13 protein-coding genes are annotated in these 17,753 nt (G+C 43.2%); 12 read left to right on the top strand and 1 reads right to left on the bottom strand.

Features of this window, described 5'->3' with window-relative positions; all coding sequences use genetic code 11:
- Positions 1 to 150 precede the first annotated feature (150 nt).
- Both pelA and GKD17_RS22460 read left to right on the top strand, forming a co-directional pair.
- Positions 151 to 2,292 (top strand): pectate lyase, encoded by a 2,142-nt coding sequence (gene pelA, locus GKD17_RS22465; protein WP_032935957.1) that lies wholly within the window; start codon positions 151 to 153, stop codon positions 2,290 to 2,292.
- Positions 2,293 to 2,308: 16 nt separating this feature from the next.
- The gene (locus tag GKD17_RS22460) at positions 2,309 to 3,679 is read left to right on the top strand and encodes a DUF1593 domain-containing protein (protein WP_032936051.1); all 1,371 of its coding nucleotides are present in this window, start codon (positions 2,309 to 2,311) and stop codon (positions 3,677 to 3,679) included.
- A gap of 191 nt (positions 3,680 to 3,870) precedes the next feature.
- Here the strand turns inward: GKD17_RS22460 and nadB are convergent, their stop codons facing one another.
- Positions 3,871 to 5,451 (bottom strand): L-aspartate oxidase, encoded by a 1,581-nt coding sequence (gene nadB / locus GKD17_RS22455; RefSeq protein ID WP_007834134.1) that lies wholly within the window; start codon positions 5,449 to 5,451, stop codon positions 3,871 to 3,873.
- Positions 5,452 to 5,606: 155 nt separating this feature from the next.
- Here nadB and GKD17_RS22450 point away from each other — a divergent pair, with 155 nt between their 5' ends.
- The 10 genes from GKD17_RS22450 (at position 5,607) to GKD17_RS22405 (ending at position 17,693) form a co-directional block, all read left to right on the top strand.
- Positions 5,607 to 6,167, top strand: coding sequence for an ORF6N domain-containing protein (locus GKD17_RS22450; RefSeq protein WP_005844124.1), 561 nt, complete (start codon positions 5,607 to 5,609; stop codon positions 6,165 to 6,167).
- Between the two features lie 75 nt (positions 6,168 to 6,242).
- Positions 6,243 to 6,653: a PH domain-containing protein gene (locus tag GKD17_RS22445; protein ID WP_008672402.1), complete on the top strand. Its 411-nt coding sequence runs from the start codon at positions 6,243 to 6,245 to the stop codon at positions 6,651 to 6,653.
- A gap of 3 nt (positions 6,654 to 6,656) precedes the next feature.
- Positions 6,657 to 7,070, top strand: a complete 414-nt coding sequence (locus GKD17_RS22440; protein ID WP_007834130.1) for a PH domain-containing protein — start codon at positions 6,657 to 6,659, stop codon at positions 7,068 to 7,070.
- Between the two features lie 15 nt (positions 7,071 to 7,085).
- Positions 7,086 to 8,426 carry a dihydrolipoyl dehydrogenase gene (gene lpdA / locus GKD17_RS22435; protein WP_007834128.1) on the top strand — a complete coding sequence of 447 codons (1,341 nt, stop codon included), beginning with the start codon at positions 7,086 to 7,088 and terminating at the stop codon, positions 8,424 to 8,426.
- Positions 8,426 to 9,826: a D-alanyl-D-alanine carboxypeptidase/D-alanyl-D-alanine endopeptidase gene (gene dacB / locus GKD17_RS22430; RefSeq protein ID WP_007834126.1), complete on the top strand. Its 1,401-nt coding sequence runs from the start codon at positions 8,426 to 8,428 to the stop codon at positions 9,824 to 9,826. The genes lpdA and dacB overlap by 1 nt, the downstream gene beginning before the upstream one ends.
- Positions 9,827 to 9,996: 170 nt before the next feature.
- Complete coding sequence (kduI, locus tag GKD17_RS22425) at positions 9,997 to 10,839, top strand: 5-dehydro-4-deoxy-D-glucuronate isomerase (RefSeq protein WP_007834125.1); 843 nt, start codon at positions 9,997 to 9,999, stop codon at positions 10,837 to 10,839.
- A 36-nt stretch (positions 10,840 to 10,875) separates the two neighbouring features.
- Complete coding sequence (locus tag GKD17_RS22420; protein WP_005844136.1) at positions 10,876 to 11,679, top strand: gluconate 5-dehydrogenase; 804 nt, start codon at positions 10,876 to 10,878, stop codon at positions 11,677 to 11,679.
- Between the two features lie 96 nt (positions 11,680 to 11,775).
- Positions 11,776 to 12,948, top strand: a complete 1,173-nt coding sequence (locus tag GKD17_RS22415; protein ID WP_007834122.1) for a DUF4861 domain-containing protein — start codon at positions 11,776 to 11,778, stop codon at positions 12,946 to 12,948.
- 176 nt (positions 12,949 to 13,124) lie between these two features.
- Positions 13,125 to 16,163 (top strand): SusC/RagA family TonB-linked outer membrane protein, encoded by a 3,039-nt coding sequence (locus tag GKD17_RS22410; RefSeq protein WP_007834120.1) that lies wholly within the window; start codon positions 13,125 to 13,127, stop codon positions 16,161 to 16,163.
- Between the two features lie 6 nt (positions 16,164 to 16,169).
- The gene (locus tag GKD17_RS22405) at positions 16,170 to 17,693 is read left to right on the top strand and encodes a RagB/SusD family nutrient uptake outer membrane protein (protein WP_007834119.1); all 1,524 of its coding nucleotides are present in this window, start codon (positions 16,170 to 16,172) and stop codon (positions 17,691 to 17,693) included.
- Positions 17,694 to 17,753: the final 60 nt, after the last annotated feature.

The following is a 17,753-nucleotide window of genomic DNA, read 5'->3' as shown; positions in this document are numbered from 1 at the left end:
TTATGTAATTCCGTGTTTTCATTGATGGAAATTATGTCGGTTGAGCAGTGTCTGTGCAAAATCTGCCTGAAAAAGACCAAATATTCTCTGTATTCAGATCGGAAAACGCATAATTTTGTTTGCTGGTTTTTATCAAAACATATAGGAATAATGAAAAATACATTCAAAAAAGTGTTTATTGGCTTTATGGCTTTTGCCATGGCAACCGGCTCCTTTGCGCAGCAAAGAGCTCATAAAAAGGATAATGAGTCGTATCCTAAGGAATGGAAACAAATAGCACGTATGGAGCAGGATTCTTTCTTTCTGACAGATGAAGCTCGGCGGATTGCTGAAAATGTATTGGCTTTTCAACGCTGTACGGGCGGTTGGCCGAAGAATATAGATATGGCCCGCCGCATGAATGATAAAGAGCTGGCTAAAGTGATAAAGGATAAATCACGTCGTGATGATTCTACGATAGATAATAATGCCACAACTGCCCAGATGATTTTTTTAGCCCGTCTTTATAGGCAGACTAAGGATATACGTTATCGGGATGCTTTCCTTCAGGGAGTGGAATATTTGCTGAGTGGTCAATACGAAAACGGAGGATGGCCGCAATTCTGGCCCGGTCCGCGTGGTTATCAGGTACATATTACTTTTAATGACGATGCCATTGTCAATACATTGAATATGATACGTGATATGATGAATCACAAAGCGCCTTATGAGGATGATTTGATAGACAAGGCTTTGTGTGTACGTTTGGGAAAAGCCTTTAATAAAGGAATAGAGTGTATACTGGCTACACAAATTATAAAGGATGGAGAACCTTCAGTGTGGTGTCAGCAGAATGATAGGGAAACATTGAAGCCTGCACCGGCACGTGCGTATGAGTTGCCGTCTTATTGTTCGGCGGAGAGTGCCGGAATTGTGCGTCTGCTCATGGAATTACCTGCACCCGACGCACGCGTGAAGCGGGCGGTTCACGGAGCCATGAAATGGTTTGACAGGTATAAACTTACCGGTTTGAAATGCGAGCGTATCGTGCTGGCAAATGGTGAGCGGGATACTCGTCTTGTGGAAGATCCTCAAGCCAAGCCTATTTGGGCGCGTTATTATGATTTGAAATATTGTGAACCGTATGTATGTGACCGTGATGGGCTGCCACGTCGCCATTTGGAAGAAATAGGAACAGAACGTCGTAACGGATATAGTTGGTACAATAGCAGACCGGCTGAGCTTTTTGCCATATACAATGCATGGGCGGACAAATATGATCCGAAGCATAAGGTGGCAATCAGTCTGGCAACCAAAGGAGCGAATGAAAACGGGCTTATTGAAATGTATCGTCGTCCCATGGTAGAGCGTACGGCTTTTGATGTGGTGGTAAAGCCGGGAGAGAGTATTCAGGCAGCTATTGAAAAGGCTCCGGAAATTCCGACAGAACCTTTTAAAATCTTATTGCTGAACGGAACGTATCATCAAAAAGTGATTATTGACAGGCCTAATATTGTTTTGGTGGGGGAAAACCGTGACAGTACGCGGATTGTCTTGGCTGAAACAGCCCAGACACGTGCCATCACGGAATATCATGGACGTCCGGTAGGCAATGGTGTCATTGTGTTGCAGGAAGGTGCGGATGATTGTGTTATTAGCGGACTGACTGTTTACAACAATTACGGAACTGCCGTTGAAAATACGACCATCCATCAGATGGCGATTTTTGGACGTGCCACTCGTACCATCATCATCAACAGTAATGTATGGGCCGATGGAAACGATGCCCTTTCCTTGTGGGCGCCCGGAAGCAATGGTATGTATTATCATGCCGATCTCTATCTTCGTTGTCCGGGTGTGGATTTTCTTTGTCCTCGCGGATGGTGCTATGCCACACGCTGCCATTTTTATGGTGATAGCCGTGCCATGATTTGGCATGACGGACGAGGTGACAAGAACAAGAAACTGGTTATTACCAATTCTTCATTTGATGCTGAGACACCGACACTTTTAGGACGCTATCATCATGATTCCCAATTTTATCTCATCAAATGTAAAATGTCGAAGAATGTGCTTGACGGGAATATTCATTATGCTTATTCGGATAAAGTGCTTGATCCCTGTCCGTGGGGGCTACGTACCTATTATTATGGTTGTACCCGTGAAGGAGGGCATAGTGGCTGGTTAAACGATAATTTGAAGGAGGCGGAGAATGCTCCGGAGTTTTATGGCGTTACCGCCAAGTGGACATTCAATGGCAAATGGGACCCCGAACAACGTATCAGAGATCTTTGGAATGTGTTGGCCTACTAATTTAACAGTTTGTAATATGAAAATGACCCCTGTTTTATGCTGTATTGTTTTTTTGTTTGTGTCAATGTTATCTGCTGTTGCCCGACAGCAGGAGAAGCCCCGGGTTATTGTCACTACGGATGGTGAGATTGACGATCAAAGTTCTATGATTCGTTTTCTTATGTATTCTTCTGATTATGATGTCGCAGGCATTGTTCAAGTCAATGGGGTACAGAAAGACGGACATAGTAAAGATAAATGGATCGAATCACAAATTGCCAAATATGCGGAATGTCTGCCTAATTTGAGGAAACATAATCCCGATTATCCCGATGCTGAATATCTGCTAAGTGTCTTGGCGGTTGGTAATGAGAACAGAGAGGACTTGCATAAATTGCCTCCTTTACTGTCTGATAGCGAGGGGGCACAGCTCATCATAAGGACATTGCTTGATTCTGATCCGAGGCCTGTTCATATTTTAGCATGGGGTGGAGCCAACACCCAGGCCAATGCCTTATGGCAGATCAAGCAGAAATATTCTGCTGCAGAATGGGCAAAAGCGGTATCAAAAGCCAGATTATATTGTATTTGGTATCAGGACGGCGGTGGAAAATGGATAGAACAGAATCTTCCTGAAATCATTATTTATGAATCGGGCGCGCCGGATCATGATGGAGGATGGAGATATGTATGGGATTACATGAGTGTGGATTATTATTTTAAGAACAGACTTAGTAAAAATTCAAAAGAGTTGCAACAAATCATGGATAAACCTTGGTTGGCTGACCATATTAAGAATGGGCACGGACCACTTTGTGCCGCCTATCCTCAGGAATATACCAGTGAGGGGGATACTCCTTCTTTTATGCCTCTTATACGTAATGGACTTGAACAGCATACAGACTATACATTAGGAGGATGGGGAGGACGCCCGGAGTATAAAAATGGCAATCACATGCAAGATGGGAATGATTTGAAAAACGGTGTGCCGGATTCGCATTATACTTTCCAGCGTTGGTTGCCTGCTATACAAAATGACTGGGCGGCTCGTGCCGACTGGTGCGTGGCTGATGAATATTCAAAGGCAAATCATCAACCTGTTGCCCGGATATTGGGAGAAAGTGTACGCACAGTCCGGCCGGGAGAAAAAATAATACTGGATGCCTCTTCTTCATTTGACCCTGATAAAAATTCATTGTCTTACCAATGGTGGCAATATCGGGAAGCAGGCAGTGTGCAAACAAAGGTGGCTATAAAGCACGCCGATGAGAAGAGGGCGGAGATAATTGTACCGGATAATCCGGGCAAACAGTTACATTTGATACTTGAACTTACAGATAATGGAATTCCCAATCTAAAATCTTATAAGAGAATCATTCTGAATATTAATCCGCTTGAGGAAAAATAATTATTACGGATAGATGATTCCGTCATTGTTCCTGCTGTTTTTAGTTCATGTTTATACGAATGGGACAAAAATAATCTCGTTAGCAGAATTGATTTAATTTTCGTAGTGCAATAATGGTCAACAAGAAAAAGTAATTCTGCTAACGGGAGTTATAAAAATAATCAGTTCTATTTGAAGTAAAAAAATATTTTTTACTTTTTTTCTTCAGCGGCATGTGGATAGTCAATCGTATAATGCAGTCCGCGACTCTCTTTCCGTTCCATTGCCTGACGGGTGATCAAATACCCGATGTTAATCATGTTACGCAGTTCGCAAAGCTCGCGTGAAGCCTTACAACGTTTGAAAAGACGCTCGGTTTCTTCATATAAAATATCCAATCGGTTCCAAGCACGGATTAATCGCGTATTACTGCGTACAATACCTACATAAGCTTCCATAATTTGGTTCACCTCTTTCATGCTTTGGGTTATCAGTACCCGTTCTTCATTGTTCATGGTTCCTTCATCGTTCCATTCGGGGATATCCTCATTAAAGTCATATCGGTCGAGTACATTTAGTGCATGTTTGGCTGCCGCGTCCGCATAGACCACAGCTTCTATCAGCGAATTGGAAGCCAGACGGTTACCTCCGTGCAGACCGGTACATGAACATTCGCCGATGGCATACAAACGGTTGATGCTGCTCTGTCCGTCCAGATCGACTTTGATACCTCCGCACAGATAATGAGCAGCCGGAGCTACAGGAATATAGTCCTTAGTAATATCAATGCCCAGGCTGAGGCATTTTTTATAAATATTGGGGAAATGTTTTTTTGTTTCTTCCGGATCCTTATGAGTTACATCCAGATATACATGATCTTCACCACGCTGCTTCATTTCGTTATCAATGGCACGTGCTACGATATCACGTGGAGCCAATGACAGGCGTGGATCATATTTTTGCATGAATTCTTCGCCACTTTGATTCTTTAAGACAGCACCGTAACCGCGCATGGCTTCGGTGATGAGGAAACTGGGACGGTCTCCCGGATGGAAAAGGGCGGTGGGATGGAATTGTATAAATTCCATGTCCTTTACTGCTCCTTTGGCACGGTACACCATAGCAATGCCGTCTCCCGTAGCTACCAGTGGATTGGTTGTATTGCGGTATACCGCTTCGCATCCGCCTGTTGCCATTACAGTTACTTTGGACAGGAACGTATCCACTTCTCCTGTTTTCTCATTCAATACGTAAGCACCGAAACATTTGATGCCTGGTGTATGGCGGGTGACGATAATTCCCAAATGATGCTGGGTAATGATTTCTACCGCATAGTGATCTGTAAATATGGTAATATTGGGATGGGCTTTTACCGCTTCTATCAGGCTAGTTTGTATTTCAGCTCCTGTATTGTCTTTGTGGTGCAGGATGCGGAACTCGGAATGTCCTCCTTCTTTGTGGAGGTCGAATTCTCCATCTTCTTTTTTATCAAAATCCACTCCCCATTTTATCAGTTCCTGGATTTGTGCAGGTGCTTCTCGCACTACTTTTTCTACAGCCGCGCGGTCACTGATCCAATCGCCGGCAATCATCGTGTCTTCAATGTGTTTCTCGAAATTGTCTACTTTCAAGTTGGTAACAGATGCTATACCTCCCTGAGCAAAATAGGTATTGGCTTCTTCCAGTCCTGCTTTACAAATCAGGGCGACTTTACCTTTGTGAGCTACTTTCAGTGCGAAGCTCATTCCGGCAAGTCCTGAGCCGATAACAAGGAAATCGAATTTTTTAACCATGATAATATGCTTTATGGGTGCAAAGCTACGAAAAACCTTTATTCATTGTACCTTTTACTCTTGTTTTTACTATTTTTTTCGTGAAGAATAAACGAAATAGATAATGCAAGTATGAAATTAAAAGTGTAACTTTCTGCATTTTTAAATAGAATAGGATGGAAAACAATAAAGAAATCATTCACGAAAGTGAGGTAAAAGAACTTATAATTGAGTTGAGGGGTGAGAAAGTACTGATAGACCGGGATGTAGCTAAGCTTTATGGCGTAGAAACCAAACGAATTAATGAAGCAGTAAAAAACAATCGGGACAAATTCCCAAATGGTTATATGTTTTCGTTGCAAGTATCTGAAAAACAGCAACTGGTCGAAAATTTCGACCGGTTCAGTAGTTTGAAACATTCTCCCGTAGAACCTAAAGCATTTACCGAAAAAGGGCTTTATATGCTGGCTACAATTTTAAGAAGTCCGAGAGCTACCGCAACTACTTTTGCCATTATCGAATCATTCTTTAAGTTAAGGACATTAGTACGGAATGTAAATATCATGGCTACCGAGTATGATGAGGAAAAGAGGAAGAGTCTGGTACAACGTAGTGGAGAACTGCTGAATGAACTGCTGACTGATGAGGGTGATATAACAGAAACGGAATCTTCTATCGAATTAAATTTGTATGCTTTGAAGATGAAACGTACAGTAAAGAGGACAAAAAAAGGATAAATTCTCTCATTCTGCGCCGTAATGAGGTCGATAAACGATAAATTTATTATCTTTCGGGCAAATTACAATAAGATGATGAATCGAATTTTTCATGTGAAGATAGCAGGAGGTACTTATTTTCTCCTGATACTGCTGACAGCCGTCATGGTATTTGCTTTTTGGTGTATGAAGGCAATGATAGGATTGGTAGTAGCATTGGGTCTGATCATTATTATTGAACGTATTATCCATTCTACTTATACGCTGACTGCGGATGGAAAGTTAGTGGTGTATTATGGTCGTTTTTATAAAGGGAAGACCATTCCCTTGACTGACATTACGGATGTGGAGCTGAAACGAAGTTCCGGATTCGGTGGAATTATGCCTTCGAAATATGTATTGATACATTATGAGAAGAAAAATTTATTGTCATTGGTTCCTGTAAAGCCGGAAGAATTTATCAATGCGTTGGTGAAGCGGTTGGAGCATAGGATAGAGGAGGAATAAATTATGGAGAAAGTATTTAAAACAAAAAGAACCCGTAACTGGTGGATCATTATAGTCGGTCTGGTTGTTCTGATTATTTTTCTGAATGTGTATTTGGAGAAAAATTGGGCTTTTTCGGCGCTTGGGGGAATTATTATTCCTGTGTTAATGTTTTATTCGCGGTCGAAAACTATTTATATTGTAAAAGACAATGGTGTTCTGGAAATCAAACCGGGATGGGGGAACAGAATATGTGTAGACGGAATCCGTAAAGTGTCTTATAATCCGAATGCAATAGGAATGCAAAAGGTGAAAATAGAGCATGCCCAAGGTTTTGTAATGATTAACCCTGATAAGCCTTTGGAATTTGTAGAAGCATTGAGAGAAGTAGATCCAAATCTGTCTGTTGAAGGCTTTGAACAGATAAAAACTAATTAACCCAAAATAAATACCATGAAATATCAAATTGCAATCATCGGTGGAGGTCCCGCAGGGTATACTGCTGCCGAAGCTGCCGGAAAGGCAGGACTGAGTGTTGTATTGTTCGAAAAAAGAAGTTTGGGCGGTGTATGCCTGAATGAGGGATGTATTCCTACCAAAACCTTGCTTTATTCGGCTAAAGTATATGATTATGCGAAACATGCTTCAAAGTATGCCGTGAATGTGCCTGAAGCTTCTTTTGATTTAGGAAAAATTGTGGCGCGTAAATCAAAGGTGGTTCGTAAACTGGTACTGGGTATCAAGGCAAAACTGACTGCGCATCAGGTAAATATAGTAACGGGAGAAGCTGTAATTGTAGATAAGAATACCATCCAATGTGGTGGGGAAACCTATGAATGTGAGAATTTGCTGCTGTGTACCGGCAGTGAAACATTTATTCCTCCTATTCCGGGAGTGGAAAATGTGGATTACTGGACGCACCGTGATGCACTGGATAATAAAGAAGTACCTGCTTCATTGACTATTGTCGGCGGTGGAGTGATCGGTATGGAATTTGCTTCTTTCTTTACCAGTTTGGGAGTACAGGTGACAGTTGTCGAAATGTTGGATGAGATCCTGGGTGGCATGGATAAAGAGCTGTCGGCTATGCTCCGGGCTGAATATGCCAAAAAAGGAATCAAGTTCCTGCTCAGTACGAAAGTAGTAGGGGTGTCCAAAGAGGAAACCGGTATTACTGTGTCATATGAAAATGCAGATGGAACAGGAACTGTTACAGCTGATAAGTTATTGATGAGTGTGGGCCGTCGTCCGGTGACAAAAGGTTTCGGATTGGAAAATCTGAATTTGGAATGGACGGAGCGCAGATGCATCAAAGTAGATGAACATTTGCAATCTTCTGTCCCCGGTGTCTATGTATGCGGTGATTTGAACGGAGTCTCTTTGTTGGCACATACCGCCGTGCGTGAAGCGGAAGTGGCTGTCCATCATATTACAGGTAAGGAAGATGCGATGAGTTATCGTGCCATACCGGGTGTGGTCTATACAAATCCCGAGATTGCCGGGGTAGGTATGAGCGAGGAAGCTTTGCAGGCCGCAGGTATTCCTTATCGAGCCGTTAAGTTGCCGATGGCTTACTCCGGGCGTTTTGTAGCCGAGAATGAAGGAGTGAACGGCGTCTGCAAAGTTTTGACAGCCGAAGACGGTACTGTATTGGGAGCGCACATGTTGGGTAATCCTGCTTCCGAGCTGATTGTATTGGCAGGTATGGCTATTGAGGATGGTAAGACCATAGAGGATTGGAAACGATATGTATTTCCTCATCCTACTGTGGGTGAGATATTCAGGGAACTATAATGAAACGAGTTTTATTTTTCTTTTTACTGATTTTATCTATTCACTTCATAAACGCCCAGCCGCTATCTCAGCGGCTGGACGCTTTACTGCATGAAGAAGTTCTGAAAACATCCGAAGTGGGTATTGCCGTATTTGATTTGACCGCCGGAGAATCCGTTTACCGTTACCAAGACGATAAACTGTACCGGCCTGCTTCTGTTGAGAAAATAATCACTTCGGTTACCGCCTTGGTACAACTGGGAGCAGATTATACCATGGATACCAGTCTTCGTTATCGTGGAAAAATAGAAAATGACACGTTGAAAGGCAGCTTGTATCTGATAGGCGGTTTTGATCCGGAATTTATGGACGAGGATCTGGACCGTCTGGTAGATGCATTGGCAAGTAAAGGCATCCGTTATGTGACAGATACCCTTGCAGCGGATGTTTCCATGACAGACTCAGTTTATTGGGGTTCCGGTTGGTGTTGGGACGATACTCCTTATTCCTTCCAACCCTATCTTTCCCCTCTCATGCTGAATAGGGGCTGCGTGGATGTATCGGTTTCTCCTGCTCAGAAAGACTCGTTGCCCAAAGTAGTTTGTACGCCGGTTTCCGATTATTATCAAGTTCATAATCACGGGGTGAGCCGTAATCCACAAGCCGGAAAGCTGAAAATCACTCGTAACTGGCTCAGCAATGGCAATATCATTACCGTTTCCGGAAATGTTTCTTATCCCTATACTGAGAAATTGAATGTATATACTTCCAAAGATTTCTTTTTTCATACCTTTGTCAGCCGTTTGCGCAGCAAAGGAATTGAAGCGCGAACCTGCACGTATGCCGATTGTCCTGTAACGGCCGACAGTATAGTTACGCTTTATACCGTCCGAAGACCACTCAAGGAAGTGTTGGAAAGAGCTTTGAAGAAAAGTGATAACCTGTGTGCCGAATCAATGTTTTATCATTTGGCTGCCAAGCGTTCCCTGCATAAACGGGTGACAGGAGAAGATGGAACCGATGCCATTCACGCCTTTATGAAAACAGCTTTAGGGTTTAATCCGGAGAACTATAAGATAGCGGACGGTAGCGGTGTTTCCGTTTATAATTATATCTCTCCACGTTTACTATTGGAGTATTTGAAGTATGCCTATTATCATCGGGAAGTTTTTCTTCCTTTCTATGAGTCTCTGCCTATAGCAGGAGTGGACGGTACTTTACAAAATCGGATGAAACAGACCAAGGCTCGGGGAAATGTGCATGCAAAAACCGGTTCTGTAACCGGGGTCAGTTCACTGGCAGGGTATGTAAAAGCTGCTAATGGACATCAATTGGCCTTTGTTATCATTAACCAAAACGTACTGAAATTAAGCCGGGCGCGTGCGTTTCAAGATAAGTTTTGTGATATTTTATCTCGTTGATTTTGAGTTTTTGAGTGTTCTGAAACGTATTAAGTAGCAGATTTTGCATATAATAGGACAAAATTTATACCTATTCTGAACGATTTTTGCAGCATCGAAACAAGATTGTTTCGTAACTTTGCCCAAGTCGAAATAATTCGGAATACTATAAAAACATAAAATAGCTGCTTATGAAGACAAATTATGAAATCCGTTATGCCGCGCATCCCGAAGATGCCAAAAGCTATGGCACTCAAAGGATACGACGGGATTTCTTAATAGAAAAAGTATTTTCGGACAATGAGGTGAACATGGTTTACTCCATGTATGACCGCATGGTTGTAGGAGGAGCCAAACCGGTGGGAGAGATATTAAAACTGGAGGCCATTGATCCGCTGAAAGCATCTTACTTTCTTTCCCGACGTGAAATGGGTATTTTTAATGTGGGCGGTCCCGGTGTGGTCAAAGCTGGAAATGCCGTGTTCGAACTGGATTATAAAGAAGCGCTTTATCTGGGTTCGGGAGACCGGGAAGTGACTTTTGAAAGTAAAGATGCCGGAAATCCTGCCAAATTCTATTTTAACTCTGTTACCGCTCATCGTAACTATCCCGATAAAAAAGTGACCAAGGCAGATGCCATCGTTGCTGAAATGGGTTCACTGGAAGGTTCCAATCATCGTTGCATCAACAAGATGCTGGTAAGTCAGGTATTGCCTACCTGCCAGTTGCAGATGGGGATGACCGAACTGAAACCGGGAAGTGTGTGGAATACCATGCCGGCACACGTGCACAGCCGTCGTATGGAAGCTTATTTTTATTTTGAAGTGCCTGATGAACACGCTGTTTGTCATTTTATGGGAGAAGTGGATGAAACACGTCATATATGGATGAAAGGCGATCAGGCAGTTTTGTCTCCCGAATGGTCTATTCATAGTGCGGCGGCAACACACAATTACACCTTTATTTGGGGTATGGGTGGAGAGAATTTGGATTATGGTGATCAAGACTTCTCATTGATTACAGACTTGAAATAAATAATATAACTTCATTAATTTAATAATATAAGTATCATGAATCAGTATTTGAATTTTTCTTTGGAAGGTAAAGTCGCCCTTGTAACAGGCGCTTCTTATGGTATCGGTTTTGCTATTGCATCTGCTTTTGCAGAACAAGGTGCAACCATCTGTTTCAACGACATCAATCAGGAATTGGTGGATAAAGGTTTGGCTTCTTACGCTGAAAAAGGAATTAAAGCACACGGATATGTATGTGATGTTACTGACGAGCCTGCCGTACAGGCTATGGTTGCCACTATCGCAAAGGAAGTAGGTACAATTGATATTCTTGTAAACAATGCCGGTATTATCCGTCGCGTTCCGATGCACGAAATGGAAGCTGCCGATTTCCGCCGTGTTATTGATATTGACTTGAATGCTCCGTTCATTGTTTCTAAAGCTGTTTTGCCTGCGATGATGGAAAAAGGACATGGTAAAATCATCAATATCTGCTCTATGATGTCTGAGTTGGGTCGTGAAACCGTTTCTGCATACGCTGCCGCTAAAGGTGGTTTGAAGATGTTGACTCGTAACATCTGTTCTGAATACGGAGAATACAATATTCAGTGTAATGGTATCGGTCCGGGCTATATCGCTACTCCGCAGACTGCTCCGTTACGTGAAATCCAGCCCGATGGAAGCCGTCATCCGTTTGATACATTCATCTGTGCCAAGACTCCGGCCGGCCGTTGGTTGGATCCGCAGGAATTGACTGGTCCTGCTGTATTCCTTGCATCCGAAGCATCTAATGCAGTGAATGGCCATATTCTCTATGTAGATGGCGGTATTCTGGCCTACATTGGTAAACAGCCTAAATAATTAGTAGATATAAATAGGAAGAATCTGCTTGTGTCTTTGTTGATACTTGCAGATTCTTTGTATTTTTGTCTTTCAGTTCGACAAACAATAAATAGTATGAGAAAAATCTTTTTAGCAGTCGCAACGGCGTTAGCTATGTTTTCCTGTTCGCAAAAGGAGCCGGTGACTGTCACTATAACCAATCCGCTTTCTATTGATAGGAATGGAGAAATGGTGGAAATCTCTATGGCTGAAATAACAGGCAAACTACAATTACCCGATACGGCACAAGTTATCGTATTGGACGAGAACGGGCTTGAAGTACCTTATCAGATAACATACGATGATATGCTTATCTTTCCTGTTTCGGTGAAAGGGGGAGCTTCGGTTACTTATACAATTGCAGAAGGAACTCCACAGCCGGTGGATGTGGTTGCTTGTGGGCGTCAATATCCCGAGCGTCTGGATGATGTGGCATGGGAAAACGATCGCGCCGCTTATCGTGCATACGGTCCTGCTTTGCAGGAGAAGGGCGAGCGTGCCTTTGGTTATGACATCTGGACCAAGAATGTACCCGAACCGGTGGTGGAAGATCGTTATGACGGTGATTTGAATCAAGGAATCTCTTATCACATAGATCATGGAAACGGAATGGATTGTTATGCGGTGGGTCCGACTCTGGGTGGCGGAACAGCAGCTTTATTCCCCGATAGTACCATTGTTTATCCCTATTGTTACAAGGATTGTGAAGTCTTGGATAACGGTCCGCTTCGATTCACCACCAAGTTAGTTTATAATCCGTTGGTTGTAAAAAGAGATTCAAATGTGATAGAAACGCGTATCATTTCTTTGGACAAGGGATCGCAGTTGAACAAGACTGTGGTTTCTTTTGATAATTTGCAGGAAACAACTCCGGTGGTGACCGGCATTGTATTGCACAAACAGAATCCTACGGGGTATAGTTTTGATGCAAATGCAGGTTATATAGCCTATGCGGACTCTACAGAGAATGCAGCCAATAACAATGGAGTGATTTATATAGGTGCTGTATTTCCGGCTAATATAAAAGGAGCGCTGCCCCAAATGTTCTCCGAAAAAGAGCAGAAAGAACGTGGAGGTGCTTTGGGGCATGTGTTGTCGGTCAGTGATTATGAACCGGGTTCCGAGTATATTTATTATTGGGGATCAGGCTGGAGCAAATATGGTTTCGAAGCCGATACCGATTGGAACAAATATTTGGAAGAATACGCTCAGAAGGTACGTAATCCCTTGGTGGTCCATGTACCATAGAATGGTGATATAAGAATAATAAAAGTTATCCGAGGAGCACATGCTCTTCGGGTAACTTTTTTTCATGGGATGTTAAAGTGTTAATTCTCTCGTCTTAAACATCTTTTTCCGGTTCCTTTTGTTTCATTGCAATATAAGAAATTAAACTAGTTATTTATTTGTTAATAGAAAATGCAATGGACAATAAACCTAAACCTTTACAACATGGGCGGCAGGGATTGAGGACTTTTAGTGCTTTAGTCTGTCTGCTGTTGATGACTACGTCGCTGTTTGCTCAGGAGAAGACAGTGACCGGAACGGTAACCGATTCGACCAATGAACCTCTGATTGGAGCATCCGTAGTGATTCAAGGTACTTCCAATGGTACGATTACCGACATAGATGGGAAGTACAGTATTACCGCCTCACCCGACAATGTACTGGAATTCTCGTACGTGGGAATGGTGAAGCAAGATGTGACAGTAGGCAGCCAGCATGTGATAAATATACAGCTGAAAGAGGACTCACAAATGCTGGCTGAAACAGTAGTGATAGGTTACGGTAGTGCGAAGAAGCGTGACTTGACCGGCTCTATCACGAATATCAAGGGAGCCGAAATCGCTAATAAACCTTCTACAAATCCCTTGTCTTCCTTGCAGGGAAAGGTAGCCGGTGTGCAGATTATCAACTCGGGACAAGCAGGCTCGGACCCCGAAATCCGTGTACGTGGAACGAACTCCATTAACGGCTACAAACCTCTTTACATTGTCGACGGCTTGTTCAATGATAACATTAACTTTCTGAATCCCGAGGATATTGAGTCTATGGAAGTGTTGAAAGACCCGTCTTCATTGGCCATTTTCGGTGTGCGTGGAGCTAATGGGGTTATCATTATCACTACAAAGAAGGCTAAGGAGGGGCAGACTTTGGTGAATATCAACACCTCATTCGGCTGGAAACATGTGGTGGACAGAATCAAGATGGTGAATGCTTCTCAGTTCAAAGAATTGTATAGTGAGCAGCTTGTTAATGAAAAGAATCCCGCTTTTGATTTTTCCGGCTGGAATGCTGATACCGATTGGCAGGATGAAGTGCTTCAGAATGGCTTCATTACCAATAATAATATCAGTGTGACAGGAGCTTCTGAAAAACATAGTTTTTATCTGGGGATGGGATACTCATACGAACAAGGAAATATAAAGCACGAGAAGTTCAGCAAAATCACCTTGAATGCCAGCAATGAGTATAAGATAACCGACAAGATAAAGGTTGGGTTTCAGTTTAACGGAGCACGTATGCTGCCTGCTGATAGTAAATCAGTCCTGAATGCTGTCCGTACCACTCCTATAGCTCCTGTATTCAATGAAGAATATCAGTTGTATGCGGCGTTGCCGGAGTTTCAGAAAGCACAGATGATGAATCCGATGGTGGATGTGGATTTAAAAGCCAACACCACTCGCGCAGAGAATTATCGTGCATCAGGTAACATTTATGGAGAGGTGGATTTTCTGGAACATTTTAATTTCAGGGCTGTGTTCTCTATGGATTACGGCTCGAATAACGGGCGTACCTATCAGCCGATTATCAAGGTATATGATAACACAGTGAAAGGAAATGTGGCTACACTGGGAACGGGTAAGACTGAAGTGAGCCAGTTCAAGGAAAATGAAACGAAGGTGCAAAGTGATTATGTGCTGACTTATACAAATAGTTTTGGTGACCATAATCTGACGGCAACCGCCGGTTTCACTACTTATTACAATTCTCTCAGCCGTCTGGATGCCGCCCGTGGGCAAGGTATTGGATTGGTTATTCCCGATAATCCCGATAAATGGTTCGTCAGTATTGGTGATTTGGCCACAGCTACCAATGGAAGTACACAGTGGGAACGTACTACTGTTTCTTTTCTGGGGCGTGTGATTTATAATTACAAAGGAAAATATTTGTTCAACGGGTCTTTTCGTCGGGACGGTTCTTCGGCTTTTTCGTATACGGGCAACCAATGGCAGAACTTTTACTCGGCAGGTGCCGGATGGCTGATGACTGAAGAAGAGTTTATGAAAGACATTTCTTGGTTGGATATGTTGAAGTTGAAAGGTTCCTGGGGTACGTTGGGCAATCAGAATCTGGATACTGCTTATCCGGCTGAGCCGTTGCTTGAAAATGCTTTTGGAGCTGTGTTTGGCAATCCGTCCACCATCTATCCGGGCTATCAGTTGGCCTATTTGCCTAATGCGAACCTTAGATGGGAAAAAGTGGAAGCTTGGGAAGCAGGCTTTGAATCGAATATGTTTCGCAACCGCCTGCATGTGGAAGGAGTTTATTATAAAAAGAATACGAAGGACTTGCTGGCAAAGGTTCCCGGACTTTCCGGAACCATTCCCGGAATAGGAAATCTGGGACAGATAGAGAATAAAGGGGTGGAATTGTCTGCCACTTGGCGGGATCAGATTGGCGATTGGGGGTATAATGTGGGAGTCAACCTGACTACTATCAAGAATAAGGTGAAGAGTCTGGTACAAGACGGCTATTCCATTATTGCCGGAGACAAGAGCCAGAGCTATACTATGGCGGGTTATCCCATCGGTTTCTTCTATGGATATAAGGTAGATGGTGTTTATCAGTCACAGGCCGATATTGATGCTTCGCCCAAGAATACATTGGCTACAGTGACTCCCGGTGATTTGAAGTTCGCCGATGTGAATGGGGATGGTGAGATTACACCGGCAGACCGTACTTTGATTGGTGATCCTACTCCGGATGTTACCTATGGAATCTCATTAGGTGTTTCCTATAAAGGTTGGGAACTGGGTATTGACATGATGGGACAGGGCGGTAATCAGATTTACCGTACTTGGGACAATTACAATTGGGCGCAGTTCAACTATATGGAGCAACGTCTGGACCGTTGGCACGGCGAAGGTACATCCAATACACAACCTGTCCTAAATACCGGTCATGCCATTAACTTTGAAAATTCGGAGTATTATGTAGAAGACGGCAGTTTCTTCCGTATACGTAACCTGCAATTGGGCTATACTTTTGATAAGGCCCTGATATCCAAAATCGGTTTGAAGGCTTTGAAAGCCTATTTCAATATTCAGAACCTGAAAACTTGGAAACATAATACCGGCTACACCCCTGAGTTTGGTGGTTCTGCCATTGCTTTTGGTGTGGATAATGGAAGTTATCCGGTACCTGCGATTTATACATTTGGACTCAATATTACATTTTGATTGATTATGAAACGAAGTAAATATATACTATACATTTGGGCGATTGGAGGAATCCTGGCCTTTACCGGTTGTAATGATTTCCTTGACCGCAGTCCTCAAGGTCAGTTCACGGAGGATGATAATCCCGGTGCATTGGCAGAAGGAAAGATATTCAACATCTATACCATGATGCGTAATTTCAATATTACTGCAGGAACTCCCGCATTCGCTATTCATTGTTTCCGTTCCGAAGATTCGGAGAAAGGAAGTATTTCCAGCGACGGGTCGGAACAGGCGGCAATGTATGATGATTTTCAGTACAATGCCAGCAATGGGTTGATAAAGGCCTATTGGAGTCAGAATTATGCGATTATTTATCAATGCAATGAGGTGGTGGATGCCATTGAGACCGGTCATCTGACAGAAGAGAATGACCTCTATAATAAAGGAGAAGCGTTATTTTTCCGTGCCTACTGTTACTTTAATTTAGTGCGAGCCTTCGGGGAGGTTCCATTGGTTACCTTTAAGGTAAATGAAGCTTCGGAGGCTAATGTACCCAAAACAACGGTAGACAAAATTTATGAACAGATAGACAAGGACTTGAAAGATGCGGAAGATTTGCTTCCCGAACAGTGGCCGGCTGCCTATTTGGGACGTCTGACGTGGGGAGCTGCCCGTTCCCTGCATGCCCGTACCTATATGATGCGCAATGATTGGCAGAATATGTACAAAGCAGCCTCGGATGTAATGGGAAAAGGAATTTATAATCTGGATACCCCTTACGATAAGATTTTTACTGACGAGGGAGAGAACAGCGGTGGTTCGGTGTTTGAGTTGCAGTGCTTGTCTACGGCCGCCTTGCCGCAAAGTGATAAGATAGGAAGCCAATTCTGTGAAGTACAGGGGATTCGTGGTTCCGGAAAATGGGATTTGGGTTGGGGATGGCACATGGCTACCGAACTGATGGCGGAAGCTTTTGAGCCTGGTGACCCCCGTAAGGATGCCACCTTGCTTTATTTCCGTAAGAGTGATTCCGACCCTGTTACTCCGGAGAATACCAATACACCATACGGAGAGTCCCCGGTGTCGCAGGCAGAAGGTGCTTACTTCAACAAGAAAGCCTATACCAATCCGGCATTGCGCCAGGAGTTTACCAATAAAGGCTTTTGGGTGAATATCCGGCTGATCCGCTACTCGGATGTCGTTTTAATGGCAGCGGAGTCAGCAAACGAGTTAGGTAATACTTCGGAAGCGCAAAAGGATTTGGAGATGGTGCGTGCCCGTGCGCGTGGCGGTAATCCGGATATACTACCTGAAATTACTTCTTTGGACCAATCGGTATTGCGTGAAGCAATCCGACACGAGCGTAGGGTGGAATTAGGACTGGAATTCGACCGTTTCTATGATTTGGTACGTTGGGGAATCGCCGAGCAAGTTCTTCATGCGGCAGGTAAGTTGAATTATCAACCGAAGAATGCACTTTTGCCTATACCGCAGGATGAAATAGACAAGTCGAAAGGAGTGCTGAAACAGAATCCTGATTATTTATAATTATTCAATATGTCAATAGGCTTATAAGTACATTGACACATTAGCACATTATTTAAAGAT

The organism is Phocaeicola dorei (assembly GCF_013009555.1).
Taxonomy (GTDB): domain Bacteria; phylum Bacteroidota; class Bacteroidia; order Bacteroidales; family Bacteroidaceae; genus Phocaeicola; species Phocaeicola dorei.
This window is presented reverse-complemented; position numbering and strand designations above follow the sequence as displayed.

Coding starts and splice junctions, on each gene's coding strand:
- nadB (WP_007834134.1), bottom strand. CDS start 5,451: ATGGTTAAAAAATTCGATTTCCTTGTTATCGGCTCAGGACTTGCCGGA.
- kduI (WP_007834125.1), top strand. CDS start 9,997: ATGAAGACAAATTATGAAATCCGTTATGCCGCGCATCCCGAAGATGCC.
- GKD17_RS22415 (WP_007834122.1), top strand. CDS start 11,776: ATGAGAAAAATCTTTTTAGCAGTCGCAACGGCGTTAGCTATGTTTTCC.
- pelA (WP_032935957.1), top strand. CDS start 151: ATGAAAAATACATTCAAAAAAGTGTTTATTGGCTTTATGGCTTTTGCC.
- GKD17_RS22450 (WP_005844124.1), top strand. CDS start 5,607: ATGGAAAACAATAAAGAAATCATTCACGAAAGTGAGGTAAAAGAACTT.
- lpdA (WP_007834128.1), top strand. CDS start 7,086: ATGAAATATCAAATTGCAATCATCGGTGGAGGTCCCGCAGGGTATACT.
- GKD17_RS22405 (WP_007834119.1), top strand. CDS start 16,170: ATGAAACGAAGTAAATATATACTATACATTTGGGCGATTGGAGGAATC.
- GKD17_RS22410 (WP_007834120.1), top strand. CDS start 13,125: ATGGACAATAAACCTAAACCTTTACAACATGGGCGGCAGGGATTGAGG.
- GKD17_RS22445 (WP_008672402.1), top strand. CDS start 6,243: ATGAATCGAATTTTTCATGTGAAGATAGCAGGAGGTACTTATTTTCTC.
- GKD17_RS22420 (WP_005844136.1), top strand. CDS start 10,876: ATGAATCAGTATTTGAATTTTTCTTTGGAAGGTAAAGTCGCCCTTGTA.
- GKD17_RS22460 (WP_032936051.1), top strand. CDS start 2,309: ATGAAAATGACCCCTGTTTTATGCTGTATTGTTTTTTTGTTTGTGTCA.
- dacB (WP_007834126.1), top strand. CDS start 8,426: ATGAAACGAGTTTTATTTTTCTTTTTACTGATTTTATCTATTCACTTC.
- GKD17_RS22440 (WP_007834130.1), top strand. CDS start 6,657: ATGGAGAAAGTATTTAAAACAAAAAGAACCCGTAACTGGTGGATCATT.